This window comes from Paraburkholderia atlantica (assembly GCF_000092885.1).
GTDB lineage: Bacteria > Pseudomonadota > Gammaproteobacteria > Burkholderiales > Burkholderiaceae > Paraburkholderia > Paraburkholderia atlantica.
The window spans coordinates 269,121-289,695 of sequence record NC_014119.1; the positions used below are offsets into that span (position 1 = coordinate 269,121).

18 protein-coding genes and 2 pseudogenes are annotated in these 20,575 nt (G+C 61.3%); 8 read left to right on the top strand and 12 right to left on the bottom strand.

The window, feature by feature from the left end; genetic code table 11:
* Positions 1-499: 499 nt before the first annotated feature.
* Both BC1002_RS28815 and BC1002_RS28820 read right to left on the bottom strand, forming a co-directional pair.
* On the bottom strand, positions 500-1,201 hold the full coding sequence (locus tag BC1002_RS28815) for a GntR family transcriptional regulator (protein WP_013093507.1): 702 nt from the start codon (positions 1,199-1,201) through the stop codon (positions 500-502).
* A 344-nt stretch (positions 1,202-1,545) separates the two neighbouring features.
* On the bottom strand, positions 1,546-2,571 hold the full coding sequence (locus tag BC1002_RS28820) for an IS110 family RNA-guided transposase (protein WP_013093508.1): 1,026 nt from the start codon (positions 2,569-2,571) through the stop codon (positions 1,546-1,548).
* A gap of 208 nt (positions 2,572-2,779) precedes the next feature.
* Here BC1002_RS28820 and BC1002_RS38025 point away from each other — a divergent pair, with 208 nt between their 5' ends.
* The 3 genes and pseudogenes from BC1002_RS38025 (at position 2,780) to BC1002_RS28845 (ending at position 5,652) form a co-directional block, all read left to right on the top strand.
* Positions 2,780-3,250, top strand: a complete 471-nt coding sequence (locus BC1002_RS38025; RefSeq protein ID WP_420798802.1) for a DUF4158 domain-containing protein — start codon at positions 2,780-2,782, stop codon at positions 3,248-3,250.
* Positions 3,234-4,441, top strand: a pseudogene (locus BC1002_RS36875) (transposase); the annotation flags it as partial. The gene BC1002_RS38025 and the pseudogene BC1002_RS36875, both read left to right, overlap by 17 nt.
* A gap of 185 nt (positions 4,442-4,626) precedes the next feature.
* Positions 4,627-5,652, top strand: a complete 1,026-nt coding sequence (locus BC1002_RS28845; protein ID WP_013093454.1) for an IS110 family RNA-guided transposase — start codon at positions 4,627-4,629, stop codon at positions 5,650-5,652.
* A gap of 373 nt (positions 5,653-6,025) precedes the next feature.
* Here the strand turns inward: BC1002_RS28845 and BC1002_RS39855 are convergent, their stop codons facing one another.
* The 9 genes and pseudogenes from BC1002_RS39855 to BC1002_RS28885 form a co-directional block, all read right to left on the bottom strand.
* Positions 6,026-6,274: a DUF7685 domain-containing protein gene (locus BC1002_RS39855; RefSeq protein ID WP_083788755.1), complete on the bottom strand. Its 249-nt coding sequence runs from the start codon at positions 6,272-6,274 to the stop codon at positions 6,026-6,028.
* A 12-nt stretch (positions 6,275-6,286) separates the two neighbouring features.
* A pseudogene (locus tag BC1002_RS28850) lies at positions 6,287-6,571 on the bottom strand (MetQ/NlpA family ABC transporter substrate-binding protein); the annotation flags it as partial.
* A gap of 370 nt (positions 6,572-6,941) precedes the next feature.
* Positions 6,942-7,316 (bottom strand): isopenicillin N synthase family oxygenase, encoded by a 375-nt coding sequence (locus tag BC1002_RS36885; protein ID WP_202945598.1) that lies wholly within the window; start codon positions 7,314-7,316, stop codon positions 6,942-6,944.
* 88 nt (positions 7,317-7,404) lie between these two features.
* Positions 7,405-8,799 carry an LLM class flavin-dependent oxidoreductase gene (locus BC1002_RS28860; protein WP_013093510.1) on the bottom strand — a complete coding sequence of 465 codons (1,395 nt, stop codon included), beginning with the start codon at positions 8,797-8,799 and terminating at the stop codon, positions 7,405-7,407.
* Positions 8,799-10,046, bottom strand: a complete 1,248-nt coding sequence (locus tag BC1002_RS28865; RefSeq protein WP_013093511.1) for an SfnB family sulfur acquisition oxidoreductase — start codon at positions 10,044-10,046, stop codon at positions 8,799-8,801. The genes BC1002_RS28860 and BC1002_RS28865 overlap by 1 nt, the downstream gene beginning before the upstream one ends.
* Before the next feature lie 3 nt (positions 10,047-10,049).
* On the bottom strand, positions 10,050-11,297 hold the full coding sequence (locus BC1002_RS28870) for an SfnB family sulfur acquisition oxidoreductase (RefSeq protein WP_013093512.1): 1,248 nt from the start codon (positions 11,295-11,297) through the stop codon (positions 10,050-10,052).
* Positions 11,298-11,613: 316 nt separating this feature from the next.
* Positions 11,614-12,270, bottom strand: a complete 657-nt coding sequence (locus BC1002_RS28875) for a methionine ABC transporter permease (protein ID WP_013093513.1) — start codon at positions 12,268-12,270, stop codon at positions 11,614-11,616.
* The gene (locus tag BC1002_RS28880; protein WP_013093514.1) at positions 12,263-13,429 is read right to left on the bottom strand and encodes a methionine ABC transporter ATP-binding protein; all 1,167 of its coding nucleotides are present in this window, start codon (positions 13,427-13,429) and stop codon (positions 12,263-12,265) included. The genes BC1002_RS28875 and BC1002_RS28880 overlap by 8 nt, the downstream gene beginning before the upstream one ends.
* 25 nt (positions 13,430-13,454) lie before the next feature.
* Positions 13,455-14,294 carry a MetQ/NlpA family ABC transporter substrate-binding protein gene (locus tag BC1002_RS28885; RefSeq protein ID WP_013093515.1) on the bottom strand — a complete coding sequence of 280 codons (840 nt, stop codon included), beginning with the start codon at positions 14,292-14,294 and terminating at the stop codon, positions 13,455-13,457.
* Between the two features lie 402 nt (positions 14,295-14,696).
* On the opposite strand from BC1002_RS28885, the gene BC1002_RS28890 reads away from it, so the two are divergent.
* Genes BC1002_RS28890 through BC1002_RS28905 form a run of 4 tightly spaced genes read left to right on the top strand, consistent with a single transcriptional unit; the run spans position 14,697 to position 18,497 of the window.
* The gene (locus tag BC1002_RS28890; protein WP_013093516.1) at positions 14,697-15,773 is read left to right on the top strand and encodes an LLM class flavin-dependent oxidoreductase; all 1,077 of its coding nucleotides are present in this window, start codon (positions 14,697-14,699) and stop codon (positions 15,771-15,773) included.
* 11 nt (positions 15,774-15,784) lie between these two features.
* Positions 15,785-16,297: a class II aldolase/adducin family protein gene (locus BC1002_RS28895; RefSeq protein ID WP_013093517.1), complete on the top strand. Its 513-nt coding sequence runs from the start codon at positions 15,785-15,787 to the stop codon at positions 16,295-16,297.
* Positions 16,297-16,893, top strand: coding sequence for a cysteine dioxygenase family protein (locus BC1002_RS28900; protein WP_013093518.1), 597 nt, complete (start codon positions 16,297-16,299; stop codon positions 16,891-16,893). Before BC1002_RS28895 ends, BC1002_RS28900 begins: the two co-directional genes overlap by 1 nt.
* Positions 16,890-18,497: a rhodanese-related sulfurtransferase gene (locus tag BC1002_RS28905; RefSeq protein ID WP_013093519.1), complete on the top strand. Its 1,608-nt coding sequence runs from the start codon at positions 16,890-16,892 to the stop codon at positions 18,495-18,497. Before BC1002_RS28900 ends, BC1002_RS28905 begins: the two co-directional genes overlap by 4 nt.
* Positions 18,498-18,505: 8 nt before the next feature.
* Here the strand turns inward: BC1002_RS28905 and BC1002_RS28910 are convergent, their stop codons facing one another.
* Positions 18,506-19,417: a LysR family transcriptional regulator gene (locus BC1002_RS28910; protein ID WP_013093520.1), complete on the bottom strand. Its 912-nt coding sequence runs from the start codon at positions 19,415-19,417 to the stop codon at positions 18,506-18,508.
* Between the two features lie 191 nt (positions 19,418-19,608).
* Here BC1002_RS28910 and BC1002_RS28915 point away from each other — a divergent pair, with 191 nt between their 5' ends.
* The gene (locus tag BC1002_RS28915; RefSeq protein ID WP_193373065.1) at positions 19,609-20,565 is read left to right on the top strand and encodes an ABC transporter substrate-binding protein; all 957 of its coding nucleotides are present in this window, start codon (positions 19,609-19,611) and stop codon (positions 20,563-20,565) included.
* Positions 20,566-20,575: the final 10 nt, after the last annotated feature.

Sequence of the window (20,575 nt, forward strand, 5' to 3'; positions counted from 1 at the left end):
TTGCGTGGCCACCAGATCGACGGTGACTGCTCCAGATGAATAAAATGGCCGGCTTCATAATCTGGTTGCTCGCACAATCGATCTGCTCCTCCCACGCTTGCGACTCGGCGCGCGCGTCAACCAGACATTCCTAGGCGCCGGATACGATGTGGACCGGTGCGTGCATATCGGCATACGTAGGGTTGGGTGCGTCCAGAAGTTTTTTACGAGGACTTCGGACGCATTGGCGTCCGGGACGGGATAGTGCGCCAGCAGATCGATGTACCAGCACCGCCTCGCATCCGCGGCTTTGGCCCAGTAGACGCCTACGAAGTTCGCAAACGATGTAACCTGGGCCGCGAGCTTCGCAAACAGTTAACAGTCACGTTCTCTGCGGAAAGCTTCTAGTGCGTCGACGAGGGGCGCTTCGGTCTACGTTAAACGACCAAGCCGGAGCGTGGCCAGGCTTTCGGGGCACTTTGTCAGCAGTCTGGGGCACTGTGGGTGCCCCTTCCGTTGATCAGGCCTCTCTGGCCGCAAGCACCGCCATCAAGCCGTTCAACACTATTGGTCGCCCCTTTTCGTAAGTCGCGAGCAGCAAGTCTTTATCCTTACTCTGCAAGGCCTTCACCAACCGCGCCTCGATATTCGCACTGCGGTGTTCAGGGTTCGCTGAGATATCTGCGGCTAATGCACGATAGCGATCGGTCAATCGCATCAATCGCAGCACTTCGCGCTTAAGCACCTTGTTCGGTGACAGATCGAAAATCGTGTCGTGGAATGCGCGGTGTTGCTCGATCCAGCCCTCGCGATTACCCATCTTGAGCGAATGCTCAAGCTCGGTGAGCATCGCCTTCAGTTGCTTGATCTGCGCGGACGTCGGCCACTCGATGGTCATCAGCAATTCAGCTTCAAGCAATTGCCGCATCCGATATAGCTGCCGTGCCTCGTCGGTCGACAGTTGGGCAACAAAGAACCCTCGATTCGGATCGTGTTCAATAATGCCTTCAGCGGCCAGCAGTTTCAGCGCCTCGCGCACGGGCACCCGGCTAATGCCGAAGCGCTCGGCAAGATCAGATTGTCGCAGTTGGAAGCCGGGCGCAAGCACTCCACGGTTGATCAGTTTGCGGGTCTCTGCCGCCACCTGAGCCGGGAAGTCGCCGCCGACCAGTTCCAGAAGTTTGCCGGAAGTTACTCGGCCAGGGACTGTCATTGTATTCATTATCGTATTGTATCCCAGAATTTGCGGCAGGCGTCAGCGTCAAGGGGTATCCGTCCTTTTCGTGCTTGTATGGACCCGACGCCTTTTGCAAGCTTCTTGTTCGTGATGCCGAAACGGTCTGCATGCATGTATCCGGCTTGCCAGATGGGCGGTTGCCGAAGCACGCCCGCAGCCTCGATGAGATCCGCGCACCCCGTCCTTAGCAAAATCGCGGCTTGCTACAAGTGGCAGCCGGCACGAAAAACAGGCTTCAGGATGCTGGTTCAACCTATTTCGTCATCGCTTTGAGAAGCTTCGCAAACCTGTGTTGGGGGTAGCGTCTCCTTACAAGCAGTTTTCGGAGATTATGTTGCCGCGCTTCTCGTCATATAAGTCGCTTCGCTGCTGAGCAGTGCCTGGATGATCCGCGCGTTCCTGTTGGCCAGTGCGACCGCTGCGCAGTTATGCCCGCGTCGAGCCATCAGCTCTTGAAGCCAGATGCTCTGAGGATCCGTTTTTTTCGGTGCATAGCACAGAACAGCCCGAGCACCATGAATGAGCAAGGTCCGCAGGTATGTGTCGCCGCGTCGGCTGATGCCGTGCAGGCGAGGCTTGCCGCCAGACGAATACTGTCGAGGCACGAGGCCGAGCCAGGCGGACAGATGCCGGCCGTTGCGAAACTGCCTGGCATCGCCGACCGCGGCGACAACGGCCGTGGCGGTAATCGGGCCAATACCAGGGATCTCGGCGATCTTCCTGCAGAGCGCGGATTTCTTCATGAACGTCTGGATGGATGCCTCGATGAGATGAACACGTTCCTCTATGGCGCGCATGTGCTGCAGAAGTTCGGTGAGCAGAGTCTGGCAAAAGGAGGTCAGTTCATCTGCGCTCGTGCGCAGCAATTCCGGTATCGCGCGCCTGAAGGCTTCCGGTGAGCGCGCAATAGCCAGCCCCCGTTCGCCGAGCAGGCCACGTATCTGGTTGATCAGCGCGGTACGATGACGCAGCAGAATTGCGCGCATGCGATGTGCTGCCTGGATATCCTGCTGCTCGACAGATTTGATCGTCACGAAGCGCATCGTGGGCCGGCTGGCAGCCTCGACGATCGCCTCCGCATCATTGCGGTCGTTCTTGTTTGTCTTGACGAACGGCGCAACATATTGCGGGCTGATCAGCCGGACTTCGATACCGACCGACTGGAAACGCCTCCCCCAGTGGTGGGCAGTGCTGCATGCTTCCATGACAACCAACTTCGGCTTCAAGGCGCGTACGGCTTCGAAGAACGAACTCCGCGAGACCTTCGACCGATGCACAACACGACCGCGACGATCAGCGCCGTGGAGCTGGAAGATCTGTTTCGCTAGATCAATGCCGAGAACGTCGATTTCCATGATGAACCTCCGCACGTCTGGGTGAGTGCGTTAGTGTCCCCCGGTGGGAGGCGCCGGGTCCATCTCAGTAAAATCTGGCGTTTTCTCCGCAGAGCCTTTATTTATGAGGCTGCCGTCGGCCCTGGCTCTTGTCAGGAGGTCCCAACAGCATCTGCGATAACATACCTGCCCGCGATTACAGATCGCGCGACCTTGTCGGGAGGCGGAGATGCCAGGTCTAGGATTTCGCTATGTGGGACAAGATCGCTTGCCCGCCCGACTGTCGGAATTCGACGTGGAACGCCACTTCGCGTTGACTGACAACGACGTTGCCGCAGTCAACGAGCGTTTTCGGCGCGGTCACCGTGCCGGCGTTGCGATCCAGTTGGTCTTTCTGCGTGCCAGCCGTTACGTGAGCTCGGCTTCGTGGGACGCGACGCGGAACCCAGCCTGCGACAGCTCGATCTTGTCGGCACACTGCACGACAGCGGCGCGACCGAATTGCCGCCCGACTGTGACAGGGCGCCGGGTCTCCGACCTCGTACGGCAGGCTTACGACCACACGACGGTCCGGCAGGCACGCTCTGCTATCGAATACCGGCATCGACTGGTCGCGATAAAGGCACTGGTTCACGATAGCGAGCGCACGGCGCAAGAACGTCTCGACGTGAGCGATTCGGTGGCGTCCTGTCTTCAGTGAAGTGCTCCGGTCACGCAAGGCGCGCGATACGAACGAGCTCGTCTCACTGTACGCCGCGTTGATCGCCCACGGCACCGAACTGGACACCAGGAGCGTCGCCGCCATGATCCCGCAACTGGACCCGGCGCACATTTCAACGGCAATGCGCTTCCTTGAAATGCCCGGTCGGCTGCCGCGTGCAAACGACCGCGTGGTTGAATTCCAGCGCTCGCATCCGATTACGGAACTCTGGGTAACGGACGGCAGGTATCGAGCGACTCCATGAGTCTGGATACGTCACAGTACTTGTTTTATGCGCGGGTCGATCCGCGACGTCGCAGCCACGCGGTAGGCATATACACGCACGTGCTGGATCAGCACGGCATTGTCTATAACCAGCCCATCGTGCTGAACGAACGCCAGGCTGGCGTGGCGATCGAGGGCGTGATCCGTCACAACGAGAACCGTGACGACGGTGGACTGCTGCGTCTTTCAGTAGACACGCACGGATACACGAACGTAGGGATGGCGGTGTCGAAGCTGCTCGGTTTTGATCTCTGCCCGCGTTTGCGCAACCTCTCGGAACGCAAACTGTATCTGCCGAGAGCCGTGGCAGCGCCCGAGGGGCTGGCAGCGGTCGTCGCCTACGAGATCTCCATCAAGGCGATTCGTGACGGCTGGAAGGAACTGCTGCGCCTTGTTGCATCAATTCATGCGGGACGCGTGAGCGCAATGGTCGCCCTACAGCGGTTCGGAAGCGCGGCACAGGGCGACCCGGTGCACCGGGCAGCAGAGCACCTCGGTAGGTTACTGCGCACGCTTTTCCTGTGCGACTACTTTAGCAACATTGAGTTCCGGCGAGAAATGCATACGCTGCTCAACCGCGGTGAATCGGTCCATCAGATGCAGCGCGCAATCTATACCGGCAAGATCGTGCCGGAGCGCGGGCGACGCCGCGACGAAATGATCGCGATTTCTGGCTCCTTGACGTTGCTGACAAACCTGGTCATTGCGTGGAATACACAGCGCATCCAGGCAACCCTTGATCGTTGGCGAAGCAAGGGCCAAGGGGTGGACGACGACTGGTTACGGCGGATGGGTCCAGCGCATATTATGCATGTGAATTTTCGTGGAACGCTGAGCTTTCCGATCGATCGCTATCGAGAGATCCTTCTCGAGGCGGCGCCATGGCGGCGCATGGCTGGATCGTGAACCGGTTCTGCATGCACACAGACCGCAGGACTGCAGCGCGTGGTGCGATTGTGTTGGCCGCCCTCAATCATGCGCTCGCCGGCCAGGCGCTCGGGCGGATGAAACCGCCAGATTTTACTGAGATGGACCCGGCGCCTCCCACCGGGGGACACTAACGCACTCACCCAGACGTGCGGAGGTTCATCATGGAAATCGACGTTCTCGGCATTGATCTAGCGAAACAGATCTTCCAGCTCCACGGCGCTGATCGTCGCGGTCGTGTTGTGCATCGGTCGAAGGTCTCGCGGAGTTCGTTCTTCGAAGCCGTACGCGCCTTGAACCCGAAGTTGGTTGTCATGGAAGCATGCAGCACTGCCCACCACTGGGGGAGGCGTTTCCAGTCGGTCGGTATCGAAGTCCGGCTGATCAGCCCGCAATATGTTGCGCCGTTCGTCAAGACAAACAAGAACGACCGCAATGATGCGGAGGCGATCGTCGAGGCTGCCAGCCGGCCCACGATGCGCTTCGTGACGATCAAATCTGTCGAGCAGCAGGATATCCAGGCAGCACATCGCATGCGCGCAATTCTGCTGCGTCATCGTACCGCGCTGATCAACCAGATACGTGGCCTGCTCGGCGAACGGGGGCTGGCTATTGCGCGCTCACCGGAAGCCTTCAGGCGCGCGATACCGGAATTGCTGCGCACGAGCGCAGATGAACTGACCTCCTTTTGCCAGACTCTGCTCACCGAACTTCTGCAGCACATGCGCGCCATAGAGGAACGTGTTCATCTCATCGAGGCATCCATCCAGACGTTCATGAAGAAATCCGCGCTCTGCAGGAAGATCGCCGAGATCCCTGGTATTGGCCCGATTACCGCCACGGCCGTTGTCGCCGCGGTCGGCGATGCCAGGCAGTTTCGCAACGGCCGGCATCTGTCCGCCTGGCTCGGCCTCGTGCCTCGACAGTATTCGTCTGGCGGCAAGCCTCGCCTGCACGGCATCAGCCGACGCGGCGACACATACCTGAGGACCTTGCTCATTCATGGTGCTCGGGCTGTTCTGCGCTATGCACCGAAAAAAACGGATCCTCAGAGCATCTGGCTTCAAGAGCTGATGGCTCGACGCGGGCATAACTGCGCAGCGGTCGCACTGGCCAACAGGAACGCGCGGATCATCCAGGCACTGCTCAGCAGCGAAGCGACTTATATGACGAGAAGCGCGGCAACATAATCTCCGAAAACTGCTTGTAAGGAGACGCTACCCCCAACACAGGTTTGCGAAGCTTCTCAAAGCGATGACGAAATAGGTTGAACCAGCATCCTGAAGCCTGTTTTTCGTGCCGGCTGCCACTTGTAGCAAGCCGCGATTTTGCTAAGGACGGGGTGCGCGGATCTCATCGAGGCTGCGGGCGTGCTTCGGCAACCGCCCATCTGGCAAGCCGGATACATGCATGCAGACCGTTTCGGCATCACGAACAAGAAGCTTGCAAAAGGCGTCGGGTCCATACAAGCACGAAAAGGACGAATACCCCTAGTACTGCGCGACCGAAAGAATTGTTCGACGTGATCGTTAGACCGCGTATTGGCCTCTTCACAACGGTGCGTTATACATAGACCAGCGCGTATTCCCATCCATCCGCCGAGACGACGTCGACGAAGTCGAGAAGCTTTTTGGAGAGATCACTACACGCAAACGCAAGGAACCGGATAGGACCGCGCTCCAGCTCCGCCTCGGCTATCCTGGCATTGAAGCACGAAGTGCAGAGCAATTCACAGGTGCCATCGCCGAAGCCACAGTGGATGATGTCCCAAGGCGGAGTCGAGTTACCGCATTGTTCGCATCGCTCGTGCACCGCCCGTTCACATCATTCCGACGGCTTCGAGAAACCCGCAAAACGTTCGTCGATTACACGCTTGAACTCTGCCGATCTGTACGCGCTCGCAATATCTTTCACATACGGCTTGTGCAGATCGGCCTTGCGCACCGCGACGAGGTTCAGATAGTACGGCGGGATTTTCTCGAGCAGCAGCGCATCGGTTAGCTTGAGGCCGGAGGCCAGCGCGAAGTTGCCGTTCACGAACGCGTAGTCGACGTCATCCAGAGAACGCGGCAACTGTGCGGCTTCCAGCGGCACCAGCTTGATCTTGTGCGCCCGATACGCAGGTGATCGGCATTCCGCGAGGTGTGCCGGCGCGTTTGCCGGATGATGCGTCGATTCTCGTCGCAGCGCCAATTATCGTGAGGGGGGCGACGGCGCCCTAGCATTCCCACGCCGCGTTGTCGCTCCCGCCGCCCGTGAAGCCGCCGCAGATCAATTCGCGCGTCGCGGCCAGGATAGCGAAGGATCTTGATGTGCTGATTCGGCGCGTCGCTATAGACAGATTCGAACGCATCGTCGGGCTGTTCGAGCGCGGCAGCAAATGCCCGCAGCAGCCGGATTGCCAGGCGGGTCATCTCCGACTGCCAGTGAAACAGCGCGGGCAGCGGGGCCGGCCACTGGTTCGGGCCTTGCAGCCGCGTCAGGTCGGTGCGCCGTCACCTTGTGCGATCAACGGCCGCTCGGCATTGATATCGAACTGCTCGCGCCAGTCTGGTTGTCCACGCGTGAGTTCGCCGCCCGCCCGGGTATATCCGCGAAATTGCGCGGAGTGCTCCATATCGACACTCAGTTTTTCTGCTTCGTCCAGCAGGAAGAACTGCGGCGAGCGTGCTTGCACGTTGAGAATCGTCGCCGCGTCTACACCGTGACCGCGCAGATAGAAGAAGCCGATATCACGCGCGGCTTCGCGGAGCTTCACCAGAATATTCGCGCCCGCTTCGGCATCGCCGTGGTCGAATTGCATCAGGTCGAGTACGGGCAAAGCAGTGGCGGCGCAGCGGTCTCTATTGGACATATGAACTTTCGCGATCAGACCGTCATTCGCGGATATCAGCCGCGAAGCGCACGAGCGACCAGCTCATCCGCGATAGCAACGAGATTGATCAACGGTGGACGTTTTGCTCAATCTCTCTTCGCTCCTTCGATCCGACACGGAAATCTGACGCGGTGTGCAGCTCGGGCAAATGATCGCCGCGCCCAAACAGCTTGCCGCGCAGCGTTCCGTCCGCATAAGCAGTCTTGTAAAGACCCCTGCTCTGCAGTTCGGGCACGATGTGATCGATGAAGTCTTCGTAGCTCTCGGGCACGACCGTACGGCTCAGATTGAATCCATCGATACCGGTTTCTTCGATCCAGCCCTGCAGTTCATCCGCGACCTGCGCGGCACTCCCGACGATGGCGGGATACCGGCCACCCAACTCGAACATCTCGAGCAGCTTGCGTCGCGTCCAGCCGTGCTGCTTTGCTGTGCGCGTGGCGGACTCGATGGCATTGGTGGGCGCGTAATCGACGGGGGCGTCAAGATCGTATTGTGCGTAGTCGATGCCCGTGCTGGCGGCAAAATGCGCAAGCCCTGCGTCGCGGCTTGCATACCGAAGATAGTCCGCGTATTTCTCGCGAGCTTCGCGCTCCGTGGCGCCCGTCACGACTGCCGCTCCGGCGAACACCTTCACGTCATCTGGGCGTCGTCCCGCTTCAACCAGTTGCTCGCGCAGCGTCTTGACCGTCTCGCGTGCAACCGCACGACTCGGGGGCGAGATGAACACGCATTCTGCGTGACGGGCGGCAAAACGTTGACCACGCCCCGAACTCCCCGCCTGAAACAAAACTGGCGTGCGCTGCGGCGACGGCTCCGCGAGGTGATAGCCGTCCACGTTGTAGTAGCGCCCCGCGTGCCGGATCTTGTGGACCTTCGCCGGATCGGCATACACACGCGCCGACTTGTCGCGAAGCACCGCATCCGCTTCCCAGCTCCCTTCCCAGAGCTTGTACAGCACGTCGAGGTATTCGTCCGCGCGGTCGTAGCGCTCGTCGTGGGGCAACTGCTCTTCAAGTCCCATCGCTCTTGCCGCACTGTCGAGATAGCCCGTCACGATGTTCCAGCCGACTCTGCCTTGCGTCAGATGATCGAGCGTCGAGAAACGCCGTGCAAGCAGATACGGCTGCTCGTAGGTGAGGTTGACCGTGACGCCGAAGCCGAGATGCCGGGTAACGGCGGCCATCGCCGAAATCAGCAGCGTGGGATCGTTGACGGGAAGCTGGATCGATTCCCGCAACGTCACATCGACGTTGTGTTGATAAACGTCATACACGCCAACGATGTCGGCCAGAAACAGCCCGTCGAACAGTCCACGTTCGAGCGTGCGCGCCAGATCGATCCAGTACGGCAGTGTCCGATAGTCTGCCGAGCGATCGCGCGGATGCGTCCATAACCCGTGGTTGATATGGCCGACGCAATTCATGTTGAATGCGTTCAGCAGGATCTGCTTTTTTGCCATCACAAGGCTCCGTGCCTGGGCGGATGTTTGTCGTTGAGATAGAAGTTGCCGACGGCGTGATACTTCCAGCGCACGGGATCATGCAGCGTGTGGGTGCGTGCATTGCGCCAGAACCGGTCGAGGCCGAGGCCGTCGAGCGTCGCGGCCGTGCCGGCGAGTTCGAACAGCCGCGAGCCGGCTTCCAGTGAGACCGTCGTGGTGAGCGCGCGCGCCTCGGCCACGGCGATCGACGCCTCAGCAACGGAGCGTTCGGCTGGCTCCGCCTGCGCTGCATCGACGAAGCGGCCCGCCCGGCGCAACAGCGCTTCCGCCGCGCTCAGGCGAACGGCAAGATCACCGAAGGCCGTGATGGTGAGCGGATCCTGCGACGCATGTTCCACCCTCGCGTCGATCCATGGCCGCGAATGCTCGCGCACGAACTGCAAAGCTGCCTGAAATGCCCCGCGCGCCTGTCCCAGATCGATTGCCGCATGCATGATCTGCGCGACCGGGCCGATCGTCGTAGGCCGCTCGAACGAAGTCTGAAACGGCACGATCCATTCTGGCTCGACGCGCACCTGATCGAACTGCACGGAGCCGCTGCCCGTGATGCGTTGCCCGAAACCGTCCCAGTCGTCGATCACTTCGACACCCGGCGCGTCGCGCGGGATGAACACGAGGTAAGTGACATCGCGCCCATCTTCTTCGCTGACCGCCAGTGTGGGAATCCAGTGTGCGAACAACGCGCCGGTGCAATAGAATTTTCGCCCTTCGACTTGCCACCCGGCCGCGCCGCGCGTGAGCCGCGTGCGCCGTTTGAAGTCCTTGTGGCCAGTCTCGGCGAGTGCGTTGCCGAATCGGTCTCCCGCCAGTACGCGATCATAGAAGAAGCGCTGTTGCTCAGGGCGCCCGCCGACACGCAGCACTTCCAGTGCATAGAAATGATTCTGCGGAATCTGGCCCAAAGAGCCATCAGCTGCCGCAATGATCGCCGTCACTTCCGCGAGCGTCTTGCTGCTGACGCCCGCGCCGCCATATTCGCGAGGCACCGTGATCGCCCATAGACCACTCGCCGCAAACGCGTCGAGTTCGGCCCATGGCAACCGGCGATCGCGATCGCGCGCCGCGGCTTCGGGGGCGAAAGCTGCGGCGAGCTGTCGAGCAACGAGCAACGCGTGTGCGTCATCGGCGATTCGTGCCGGCCTCGCGCGCGTCGATTCGGCCGGCGTGGTGCGCTCAAGCGTACTGTCATGAATGTCTGTTGCCATTTTTCAGTTCCACGAATGCCGCACGGGCAGTACGTCATTCAGAAAATAGTTACCGACCAGATGCAACTTCCAGCGCACGGGATCGTGCAGCGTGTGGGTGCGTGCATTGCGCCAATGGCGATCGAGGCTGTGTGCCGCGCGCGTCGACGCGGACCCCGCCAGTTCGAATAGCTTCTCGCTGGCTTCAAGCGCGATGCGCGTCGTGAGCACTTTTGCCTGAGCCACGGCAACGGACGCACGCGCGCTCGCCGCGGCATCGACCGGCTGCGAGGCGATGGCGCCGAGCGTGTGGCCAGCCTCGATCAGCACTTCGTGCGCGGCGTGGAGATCGATTTGCAGTCGGCCGACGTCGGCGATGATGTAGGGATCATCGACGGCGCGCTCCAGCCCCGAATCGATCCACGGCCGGGAACGCTCGCGCACGAAATGGATTGCATCGGCCACGGCCGCCTCGGCGATTCCCTGGTCGATGGCGGCCTGTATCAGTTGAGAAGTCGGCCCGAACAGACCCGGACGGTCGCCAAGCTGCCAGATGGGCAATACATCGTCGGCATCGACGGACAACTGGTCGAAAATCACGGTTCCGCTCGCGGTTGTGCGCTGCCCGAACGAATTCCAGTCATCGATCACGCTCAGGCCAGCGGCATCGCGCGGCACCCAGACCTGAACGGCACGTCCTTCGTCGTCGGTCGCGCGGGCCGGGACGCGGTGCGCAAACAGCGCGCCCGTAGAATAGAAACGCTTGCCGTCTAGCCGCAGCCCATCTTGCGTCGCACGCAAGCGCGTCGTGCCTTGCAGGATCGTCGCGCTCGATGCGGAGCGGCGTTCCGGGCCGGCATTGCCGAGCCGCTGGCCCGCCAGCACTTCGCCATACAGGCGCGCTTTTTGGGCTGGTGTGCCGATCTCGCGAAGGACGCCCAGCACGCCGAAATGATTTTGCGGGATCTGACCCAACGCGGGATCGGCCGCGCAAAGAATCACGAAGACTTCCGCAAGCGTCGCGAGCGAAACGTCGGCGCCGCCGTATTCCGCCGGTACGGTAATCCCTCCCAGCCCGCTTTCGGACCACCGGTCGAGTTCGGCCCATGGCAGGATGCGGTCGCGATCTCGTTCGGCGGCACCCGCTGCGAAGTCTGCCGCGAGGGTGCGCGCCGCATCGAGGGCTTCGGAATCGTCCTTGATGCGCTTGACGCGCGCAGGATCGGGAAGTCGCGGCAACTGCGCCACGGCATCGGATTGAAATGTCGACATGATGTTGGCTCGAATGCAAAAGTGAAGCCCGTCGGCTCGCGGCGTCGCGTCACAAACGAAGGAGCAGACATTGCAATCCGCCGCAGACGAGGCCAATCACATATTGGATCAGTCGCGGCGCGCCACGCCTACTATCGAATCCGAGATTGCTTAGCAGGATTTACGGACAAGCCGGCACTCATGCGGGCAGGCCTGTGCCTCAAGAATCCGGACGAATCGCCCCGGAAAGAGCACGCGCTGCGATGTCGCTGCAGAAAGTCTGTACGAGGTGCGCCGTGCAGCGCCACGATTCGCTTCCCGCCGATCTAGCCGGACTTCACGCGCGTCGCGCGAGACGGCGAACGAGGCGGTCCCCGGCGACCTGCACTGCCGTGACAATCGCGATGAGCAACACAATGACCGTCACCATCACAGTTGTGTCGAAGCGCTGGTAGCCATAACGGATCGCGAGATCGCCAAGCCCGCCCGCACCGACGGCGCCCGCCATCGCGGACGAGCCGATCATCGCCACGATCGTGATCGTGAATCCGCCCAGGATGCCGGGCAGCGCTTCCGGCAGCAGTACATGCCAGATGATGTGGCGGCGCTGCGCACCCATCGCCTGGGCGGCTTCGATCAGACCGCGATCCACTTCGCGCAGACTGACTTCGGCAACGCGGGCAAAGAATGGAATCGCTGCGATGGAGAGCGGCACGGTCGCAGCCCACACGCCGATCGTCGTGCCGACCAGAACACGCGTGAGCGGCAACAGCGCGACGAGCAAAATGATGAACGGCGTCGAGCGCAGCGCGTTGACGAGACCGCCGAGCGTCGAATTCACCGTGCGTCGCTCGTAGATACCGCCCCGCGTGGTCGTGACGAGCACCAGCGCAAGCGGAATGCCGACGATCAACGCGATGCATGCCGAAATGCCGACCATCAGCAACGTGTCACGAATCGCACCCGTCAGTTCCGAGAGCCACAGTTCAGACATAGCCAAGCACCTCCACGTGATCCGCGTGTCGCCGCGCACGCTCAAGCAGCACGTCGATGCGGCTCGCAAATGCACCTTCTGACCTCTCATGCGCCGACAACCGCGCCGCCAGCACGAGACGCCCCTGTGCATGTCCCTGGATGCGGTCGATTCCGCCATGCACGAAGCTCACCGCGCCGCCGTCCACCGTCAACGCCGAGCTCAATGCCGCAAGGTCCGGATCGTTTCCGCTGGCCCCCGTGTAGCGCACGTCAAGCAGAACATTGGCCGCCTCGCCAAGCAATGCAGGATTGCTCGCCGGCTTCAGGCGGGCGGCAAGATCGTCGGGAAGGGCGTGCACCAATGTGCGCAACAGCGCGCGCGTCGCGTCATGCTGTGGCTTGCCGAACACTCGCCACACGGGGCCTGTTTCGACTACGGCGCCCTGCTCGATGACAGCGACGGTGTCGCAGGCTTCGCGTATCACGCCCATTTCGTGCGTGATGAGAATGATCGTCAGACCGAGACGCCGGTTGATATCGCGTAACAGTGCGAGAATCGACTGTGTCGTCTCGGGGTCGAGCGCAGAGGTCGCTTCGTCGCACAGCAAAATGTCGGGATCGTGTACGAGCGCACGTGCAATGCCGACGCGCTGCTTCTGCCCGCCCGAAAGACTCGCCGGAAATGCGTTTCGCTTGGCCGACAACCCGACGAGATCGAGCAGGGCCGAGACTTTCTCTTCGATAGCCGCCCGGGACACGCCCGCGATCCTGAGCGGCAACGCGATATTGTCATAGACCGTTTTCGCCGACAGCAGGTTGAAGTGCTGGAAAACCATGCCGATGCGCCGACGCAATGTGACGAGTCCGCTCTCGCCGAGTTCGCCGACGCTCACGCCGTTCACGAGCACCGCTCCCGAGGACGGCTTTTCGAGTCCATTGACAAGGCGCAGCAAGGTCGACTTGCCCGCGCCGCTGCGCCCAATGATGCCGAATATCTCGCCACGACGCACATTCAACCGTACGTTCGTCAACGCGACGGCGGGCTGACCGCGTGCCGGCTTGAATACCTTGCCTGCAGCGTCGAATACGACGGCAGGTGCGGTGCCGTGCTCCGGCGCTCCGACGGCGAATGCCGATTCTTCCTCGATGAAGCGCGCAGCGTCGAGCAGATGGGTCATGTGGAATTCCTTGCCGATCCTCGTCTCACCACGCGACAGCGTACAGATTGCCGAACGCCTTATCGAGCGCAACTCGCACAGCATGCGAATGCTGGTAGATCGAAATGAACTTGAGGATGCGCGGGTCGTTGACGCTTTCCGGGCGCACCACCCATTGAATCGCAAAGTTCTTGTTTTCGAGGCCATCGAACAACAGCGCGCTATTCGGATCGGCCGTGCCCGCGAGTTTGATGAAGCTCGGATAGCCCTGCGCGAGATCGACGTCATCGAGCGAGCGTGCCAGCTGCGACGCCTCAAGGGCAACGATCTTCAGATGCTTCGGGTTATCGACGATATCCAGCGTGGTCGCGCGGTAGTCGACGCCAGGCTTCAGCTTGATAAGTCCAGCGCGTTGCAGCAGTAGCAGTCCGCGACCCCCGTTGACGGGATCGTTCGCGATCGCAACCGTGGCGCCATCCTTCAGATCCTCAAAGCGCTTTACCTTCTTCGAATAGAGGCCGATCTTCATGATCGTGCCGGGAGCAATCGCCACGAAGTCGTAACCACCCTGCTTCTTTGCGTTTTCGAGGAAGGGAATGTGCTGGAAATAGTTGACGTCGATATCCTTGTTCGCGAGGGCGGCGTTCGGCGTATTCCAGTCGGTGAATTCGATGATCTTGACGTCGAGCCCTTGCTGTTTGGCTTCCTGAGCCGCGGTCTTCAACGCTTCGATTTGCGGGCTGGTCGATGTGCCGATCTTGAGTGTCTGTGCGTCGCCCGCGAATGCGGATGACGTACTGAAGGCCAGCACAAAGAGGATAGCGTGGACTGCCGACGCGTTTCGAGCGAAAAAGAAACGCCGTAATGTGGACAAAGCTTGACTCATACTCGACTCTCGTCAATGGAATGTATTGATTCAAAGCGCTCGCGACTGCAAGAGGCTCAGATCACGCCTCCACGGACTTCCACGCGCGGGAATGGACTGGGAACCCATTTTGCCGTTAGATAAGACCTCGCCGCGCTCAGCCCTGGGAGAGCCGATAATAGAGTCACGCAAAAACCCGGTCTACGAAGAGATTTTCGAATGGAAATCGTAAAACGCGATATGAAAGGCGCTGCAGATCGCTTGCGCAACATGCGATCTCTATATGTTTATCTGAATTAACTATTTAGTCTTTGCATAACGTAGTGTTAGCCTCGTTTCGATCATCCGCAGGCGCTTCGTTCATCGTTGCGTCTGTTGTGACATGTATTTCCTCATCAAAACGGATTTCCGCAGGGAACTAACATGAGCGTCGAATTCATCGGCATGATTCAACAGCGCAAGGTGTCGGAAACGCATCTTCCGCAAGGGCCCGCTATCGATACCGACTACGTACGCGCCTTTGCGCAGGCGCACGAGAACGCCGGCTTCGATCGCATTCTGGTCCCGCACAGTTCTACGAGCCCCGATGCGACGATCACGATCGCCTACGCGGCGAGCGCGACATCGAAAGTGCATTTCATGCTCGCGCATCGCCCGGGCTTTGTCGCGCCAACACTCGCGGCCCGGCAGATCGCCACGCTCGATCACTTCTCGGGCGGCCGGCTCGGTGTGCACTTCATCTCCGGCGGCAGCGACGAAGATCAACGGCGCGACGGCGACTTCCTGAGTCACGACGACCGTTACGCGCGCACCGACGAATACCTGCAGATTCTGCGTCGCGTGTGGACGGAAGATCAGCCGTTCGATCACGAAGGCCCCTTCTACCGCGTAGAAAAGGCGTTCTCCGAGGTCAAGCCGAAACAGTCGCCGCATGTGCCCATCTATTTCGGCGGTGCATCCGAGCCCGCGCTCGCCGTGGCCGGCAAACATGCCGATGTCTATGCGCTGTGGGGCGAATCGAAACAGCAGGTGCACGAACAGGTGACGCGCGTGCGCGCCGAAGCCGCGAAACACGGCCGCCGCGTGCGCTTCTCCGTGTCGTTCCGGCCGATCCTTGCCGCGACGGAAAGTGCCGCATGGGAGCGCGCAGAACACATCCTCGAAGAGACACGTCGCCTGCGTGTCGAACAGGGCTTCTCGCGCGGTGGTCCGCAGCAAAGCGAAGGCGCGCGCCGCCTGCTCGCGGCATCCGGCGACGGCGTACGCGCGGACGAACGTCTCTGGACCGCCGTGGCAAAAGAAATCGGCGGACGCTCGAATTCCACTGCGCTTGTCGGCACGCCGGCGCAAGTCGCGCAGACGCTCGCCGAATATCATGAACTCGGCGTGACGACCTTCCTGATTCGCGGCTTCGATCCATTAGAAGATGCCATCGACTATGGGCGCGAACTGATTCCCGCGACCCGCGAACTCACGTCCCGCGCACGCCGCGCCGCTTGACCGGAGCGATCATGAGCACCCTTCTCGCCGCCGATCAACCGTCGCTCGTGCGGCATGACACGCCCGTGCGCAAGTTCTGGTTCGACGAAGAACTGGAACCACAACGTACGCTTGCAGAAGAACGTCTGCATCGTCAGCAACGTCTTGCGGGCGTATTTCGACTGTTCGCGCAGTATGGCTTCGCGCAAGGGCTCGCGGGTCATATCACCGCGCGCGATCCCGAATCGACGGACCACTTCTGGGTCAATCCGCTGGGCCGGCATTTCGGCCGCATGCGCGTGTCCGATCTGCTGCTGGTGAATCGCCACGGCGAGATCGTGGTGGGCGATGGTCCCGTGAATCAGGCTGCGTTTGCCATTCACGCTGCGATTCACGAGGCGCGCCCCGATCTCACGCCACAGCCGATTCCGCACGATATGGCAGACCTCACGCATCAGCAGGTCGGCCGCGCGAACGGTGCGCGTCATGCATTCGACAGCATGTACGAAGGGCTGATCGAAAGCGAACGGGAGTTACTCGACTGATGGCTATTCACAAACTTCGGCACTTTGTCTGCGAGATTGCGGAACTCGTTGATTCCGGGGTCGATGAAGCCGGATTGCTCCACCAAGGCGTCCTTGCGCTGCGCGAGTTGGTCCGCGTCGACGACTGGCTGCCCGATGCTTATGCGCAGCCTTCCGTCGATCGCTATCAGCAGTTTCTGCTCTACGCCGATGCACGCCAACGCTTCAGCGTCGTCAGCTTCGTCTGGGGTCCGGGCCAGCAGACGCCGATTCACGATCACACCGTGTGGGGACTCATCGGTGTGCTGCGCGGCGCGGAACTTGCCGCGCCCTACGCGCGCAACGACGACGGCACGCTGCGCGTGGCGGGCGCCGAAGTACGTCTCGAAGCGGGCGATGTCGAAGCGGTGTCGCCTGTCATCGGCGACATTCATCGCGTGCGCAATGCGTACGACGACCGCACGTCCGTCAGCATCCACGTTTATGGTGCGAACATCGGCGCGGTGCGCCGCTCCACGTACCCGCCAAACGAGCGGCCAAAGCCGTTTATTTCAGGCTATTCGAACGACACGCTCCCCAACCTGTGGGATCTCAGCAAGGAAATACCTCTTTCATGAAGTCATATTCCGTCCGCACGTATGAAGACGTGCGCGAAGCGCTGCTCGCGCGACGTGAAATCGCGCTGCTCGACGTACGCGAAGAAGACCCGCATGCACAGGCTCATCCGCTCTTCGCCGCGAATTTTCCGCTGTCGAAGATCGAACTGGACGCCTACACCCGTTTGCCCCGCCGCGACGTACCCATCGTGCTGTTCGACGCTGGCGAAGGACTTGCGACGCGCGCCGCCGACAAGCTCACGTCCCTCGGATACACACGGATCGCACTGCTGGCGGGCGGACTCGACGGATGGATTCGCGCCGGCGGCGAAGTATTCCGCGACGTCAACGTGCCGAGCAAGGCTTTCGGCGAATTCGTCGAAGCGCAGCGGCATACGCCTTCGCTTTCCGCAGAGGCGGTCGGAATCTTGCTTGAAAACGGTGACGACGTCGTCGTGCTCGACGCGCGCCGCTTCGACGAATATCAGACGATGAACATTCCCGGCAGCATCAGCGTGCCCGGCGCGGAACTCGTGCTGCGCGCGCGAGCGCTCGCGCCGGATCCTAAGACGCATGTGATCGTCAATTGCGCGGGGCGCACACGCAGCATCATCGGCACGCAATCGCTAGTCAATGCGGGGCTGCCGAATCCCGTCGCGGCGCTGCGCAACGGCACCATCGGCTGGACGCTCGCGGGGCAGGCGCTGGAGCACGGCAGCAGCCGTCGGTTCGATGCCGAGGCCGGTCTCGATCAGACTAACCTCGCTGCATCGCGCACCGCAGCGCGCGCGCTCGCCGACCGCGCGGGCGTCCAACGCACGACGCTCGATGAAGCCGCTCGCTGGGCGTCCGATCCGTCGCGCACCACGTATCGCTTCGATGTGCGCACGCCAGCCGAATACGAACGCGCGCATGCACCGGGGTTTCAGGGCGCGCCGGGCGGCCAGCTCGTGCAGGAGACGGACATGTTCGCGTCCGTGCGCGGCGCGCGCGTCGTGCTGTTCGACGACGACGGCGTGCGCGCCAACATGACAGCATCTTGGCTCGCGCAGATGAACATCGACGTCTACGTGATCGATGACGCTGCCGGACAGCAACTCACGGCTAGTGGCCCCTGGCGCAGCACGAAGCCGGAGCCCGCGCACACCTCCGCTTTATCCGCGGAAGAACTCGCCGCGCTGCTCGCCGATCCATCGAGCCGCACCGTGGTGATCGACGTGACGTCGAGCGCGAACCACGTGAAGGCGCATATTCCGGGTGCGCACTGGATCGTGCGTTCGCGCCTGTCGAACGATGTCGACGATCTTCGCGCGCTGCCCGACGCGAAACGTTATGTCGTCACCTGCGCGACCAACGCGCTCGCACCGTTCGCCGCACCCGAAGTCGCCTCGCTAACAGGTAAGCCCGTGCATGTGCTGGAGGGCGGCACATCGGCGTGGATACGTGCGGGATTTCCGACCGAATCGGGAGATTCCCGGCTCGCTTCGCCGCGTATCGATCGTTATCGTCGTCCGTATGAAGGCACCGACAATGCGCGCGAAGCGATGAACGCGTATCTGGAATGGGAGTACGGCCTCGTCGCGCAACTCGATCGCGACGGCACGCATGGGTTTTTCGTGATCTAAGCGCGCCATCAGGCGGCGCGTGACAGGCGTGCCGCCTTGAAGCTCTGTTCGACGCTTTCCGCGAGTACGGCGAGCGCGGACTGCATTTTGCCCAACGCGCGCGAACGTACGATCCACACGGCGATTTCAGGTTTGAAGTCGGTGATCGGAACCACGTCGAGGTGCGCTGCATGCACGCTGCTGCGCAGCAAGGGCAGCGGAACCAGCCCCAAGCCAACGCCGTCGGCGACAAGCCCGAGCTGCAACTCGGTGCCGAGCGTTTCGAGGTTGAGCTTCAGCGTGTAGCCTTTCGCCGCGAGGGCCTGCTGCAAGCCCGCGCGAAAGCCGCAGCCATCCGGATTCAATACCCAGCCATACGATTGGCACTCCGCGAGCGTATACGCACGCTTCTTCAGGCTGCCCTTTTGCGCGACCACAGCGAGCTTCAGCTCGCCCAGCGTTTCGCCTGCGAGCGTTTCCTGTAACGCACGGTTCGTTGGCAGCAGCACGATCACCGCATCCAGTTCGGCCTCTTCGACCTTCTGCAGCAGCGGGTTACCCCATCCCGTCGTCACCCGCGCCCGCAACTCGGGATGTGCGCAGCGCAGCGCATGAAGCGCCTTGAGCATCGCCACATCGGCAACCGTCTGTGCGACGCCGAGGCGCAATACGCCCGCGAGTGGCGCGTCGTCCGCGACGAGATGTCTGAGCGCGTCCACCTCGCGCACGATGGCACGGCATTGCTCATACACAACGCGGCCCATCGGCGTGGTCTTCAGCGGCTTCGTGTTGCGATCGAGCAGTTCGACGCCAAGCGCTTCTTCGAAGTTCTGGATGCGGCGCGTGACAGCAGGTTGCGTCAGTGCGAGAGAATCGGCGGCCTGACTCAGCGACTGGCTGCGCACGACGGCAACGAAGGCCTCGATTTCATCGAGTTTCATGGATGGTCTTGTCTTCAAATGAAGTGTTGATGGAGCGACATTAGCCTGCAACCGCCCGTATGCTCAAGCGGCTCTTCCAGCTTTCCGTTTTCCTCCAACGCATATTAACAAAGAAGAACAATGCGTTTGCCTTATAAAACCTGCGACCGTATCGTGTGTTTTTATTCAACTACCTGATGCTGCGCTCCCTCATGCCCTTCCTTCTCAATCGATTTCTGCAAAGATTGTCCGGCCTTCTGATTTGCGCGATCATCGCAAGTGCATCGCCTGCCGCGCTGGCGGAGACGACGCTTAAAGTCGGCGATCAGCAGTTGCAGACGCGCGGCATACTCGAAGCGTCAGGCCAGTTGAAGGACGTGCCGTACAAGATCGAATGGTTCAACTTCCCTGCTGCGCAACCGCTGGGGGAGGCGCTCAACGCGGGGGCAATCGATGTCGGCGGCCTCGGCGATGCGCCGCTGATCTTCGCGTACGCAGCGGGCGCGCGAGTGCGTGCAGTGGCCGCAACGCGCTCGACGCCGACCGATCTCGCGATCATCGTGCCTGACGCATCGCCCATCAGGACGGCCGCCGATCTCAAGGGCAAGCGCATCGCGACCACGCGCGGCTCAATCGGCCATTACCTCGCGATTGCAACACTCGAACGCGCGGGCATCAAGCTCTCGGATGTATCGCTGCGCTTCATGCAGCCCGCCGATGCCAAGGCCGCGCTCACGTCCGGCAACGTCGACGCGTGGTCCACGTGGGATCCGTATGTCGCGCTCGCCGAGCAGCGCGATCACGATCGCAGCATCGCGAATGGCGTCAATCTGTCTTCTGGCCTTAGCTTCCAGGCTGCGACCGAAACCTCCATCAAGGACAAGCATGCCGAAATCGCCGATTTCCTCAAGCGCGTCGCGGCCGGCCAGCGCTGGGCGCTCTCGCATCCGGACGAAGTGGCCGCCATGCAATCGAAAGTGACGGGCTTGCCGCCTGAAGTGCTGAAGACCGTCTATCAGCGCGCGCAACTGCATCCCGTCGTCATCGACGATGGCCTCATCGCCGAACAGCAAAAGACGGCCGATCTCTATCACCGTGCGGATGTGATCAAGACACCGCTCGATGTCACGAAGAGTTTCGACCGGCAATTTCCGCTTGCCGCACAGTGAACCGACCGAC